At 23.2% G+C, this 2,685-nt stretch carries 2 protein-coding genes; both read right to left on the reverse strand.

The features are described from left to right. Positions 1–143 precede the first annotated feature (143 nt). A complete protein-coding gene (locus BUA77_RS12995) occupies positions 144–1,148 on the reverse strand; it encodes an S-layer homology domain-containing protein (RefSeq protein WP_072890973.1) in 1,005 nt (334 codons plus the stop codon). A 69-nt stretch (positions 1,149–1,217) separates the two neighbouring features. After that, the gene (locus tag BUA77_RS13000; RefSeq protein WP_072890976.1) at positions 1,218–2,411 is read right to left on the reverse strand and encodes an ion channel; all 1,194 of its coding nucleotides are present in this window, start codon (positions 2,409–2,411) and stop codon (positions 1,218–1,220) included. Between the last annotated feature and the right edge of the window lie 274 nt (positions 2,412–2,685).

Genomic DNA, 2,685 nt, shown 5'->3' on the forward strand with positions numbered 1-2,685 from the left:
AAGTCTATTTTAACAAAGGAGGTTATTTTTTTATTCATAGCTATAAGCTTTTCAGAACCACCCGCATAGCAGGTGGTTTTCTTTATACAATAAAAACACCGGAACAAATATATTCCAGTGTTTTAATAAGGCTATTTTTTTAATTAATCTATATTTAATAATCTATATAAAATTGTAATAGCTTCAGCTCTTGTTGTATTATCATTTGGCCTAAATTTTCCATTGTCTCCCTTAATTAGTTCTTCTCCAACAGCTTTAGATACTGATTCCTCAGCCCAATTAGGTATTTTTTTATAATCAATAAATTTTGTCAAATCTGCTTTATTATCTGTATTAAGTGTTCTTCCAATCATTGTTGCCATCTCAGATCTAGTTATATTTGCATCTGGCTTAAATTCTTTATTATATCCCTTTATTAATCCAGCATTATAAGCCGTCTGAATATAATCTTTAGCCCAGTGATTTTTTACATCAGAAAAAGAATTGTTATAAGTTACTTTATCAAGTTTAAGTGTTTCTACTAACATTTTTGAAAATTCTGCTCTAGTTATTTTATTGTTAGGTCTAAAAGTAAAATCTAAGTATCCAGTAGCTATTTTATTTTCAACCATAAATAATATATAATCTTTAGCCCAATGATTATTGATATCTTTTAAATTTATTTTATTATCATTATTTGGATTATTATTGTCTGTATTGTTATATTTATTAATTAGATTCTCTAATTCTAATTTTATTGTTTTTCTATCTTCTCCTTCTTTTATCATATCTAACAGCGAATATCTATCACTTTCATTCCACATTTTTAAATTCAAAATTTCTTTTTTAACATTTTCTAAACTATTATTATTTTCTTTTAATATATTTAACAGTTTATCTTTGCTCTCTAAATCCATTATAAGTATAATTTTCTCAGCATCCTCACTTAATGAACTTATGCCTTCATCATTTTTTAAATATTCTCTTAAAATGCTATCTATATCTTCATAATTAGATGAATTTTGTTCTTTTTCTTTATATAAAACATCTACTAATGTTTCTAAATAACTCTTTAAAGAACTATTATTTTCTTCACTATCTGCAAAAATAGGACTACCTAAACAAAATAAAATAATAAATATCAAAAATAAACTTGTCCTCTTCTTCATTATTAACTCCTCCTCTTTTTGCTTATGTATATATTATATAATTTTATTCTTTATTTGCATACATATTTTTTACCTTGATATTTTTCTTACTAAAGTTGATGTCCAAGCAGCAACAACAGTAACCCCTAAAAACATTTCTATAGAAGACAGTATTTTACCCCAAAAATTTATAGGAATAATATCTCCATATCCTACTGTTGTAAATGTAACTATGCTAAAATACCAGGCCTGTAAATAATCTTTAAAAAATTGCTTAATATTTCCTTTTAATAAATCATCTAAATTATATTTTATAATTTCTTGTGAATCTATTATATAATTAGTATAAATATTAATTTTTAGACCTGCAATCATATATAAATATGCAAATACACTTATTAGAATAAAAGATAAAAAAAGAACATTTTGAGGTTTTTCTCCATAACCAACAACATGCTTAGCTGTTAAATCCATTAATTTGGGTATTATATGTTTATAATGTTTTTTTTGTTTTATACTCTTGAATAAAACTAATTTTTTTAAACCTTCACCATTTCTATTCCAAAAAGATATAGAAGGAAATATCATCTTTCCATTATACCATCTTTCTTTATAATAATATCTCCCAACTTCATGATAATCTCCTATTATATTAGACTGATTTTTAGCAATTCTATATGCATTTCTTCCATTCAAGTAATTTACTTTATCATATTCAACATTATCTAGTATGAATCTTGTATTTTGAGAAAATATTATTCCATCAAATTTCAATCCATTTTCTATATCTTTAAATATAAGATGTTGGCCTATAAACTTAGCTTTATAAAAAGGTGATATATTAGATGTTGTTCTAAATTTTGTCTTTTTAAAAATACAATTTCCTTCAAATATGCAATTTTTAAACGACACAATCCTTTTAAATTCAGTATGAGAAAAATATACGTCATGTTTAAATTGAAAATTGTCAAAATAAACATTTTTCCCAAATATCGCTTCAGAAAAATCAAAAACAGCATCCTCTTTATTAATATAATTTTTAAAATCAGAAAATTTTATTTCCTCATCAAAAACAAATCCCCTAAAATCAAATATATTTTCTTTTGAATTCCATATATATAACTCAGATTTTAACTCTCCATTTATAATTTTATTAAATATTTCATTTTCTTTTTTAGTTTTATTTTGTTTATGAAATAAACAGTATCCTGAATCATCATATGCATCTCTTCTACACTTAACGATATTCTTTGTATTATGTTTTGACTTCCACTTACATATCATAAAATATGAACCTCCATAAGTTATATTAACCATAAAATATAATATCCTATTTCTTTAAAATAACTTATATCAAAATATTAATTTACATAAATTTATTATTAACATATATTATTAATTTATATATACTTTTACTGTATTTCCTCGGAAATTTTTTAAATCAAACAGAATATTATAATATAGAAAATATCAATATTAAATTAAAGGAGCATTCCTGTAATGAATAAATTTGAACTTTGATAAAAAAAGTACCTCCTGATAGAATACAGGGTGTAAG

The organism is Tepidibacter formicigenes DSM 15518 (assembly GCF_900142235.1).
In the GTDB taxonomy this organism is placed as follows: domain Bacteria; phylum Bacillota; class Clostridia; order Peptostreptococcales; family Peptostreptococcaceae; genus Tepidibacter; species Tepidibacter formicigenes.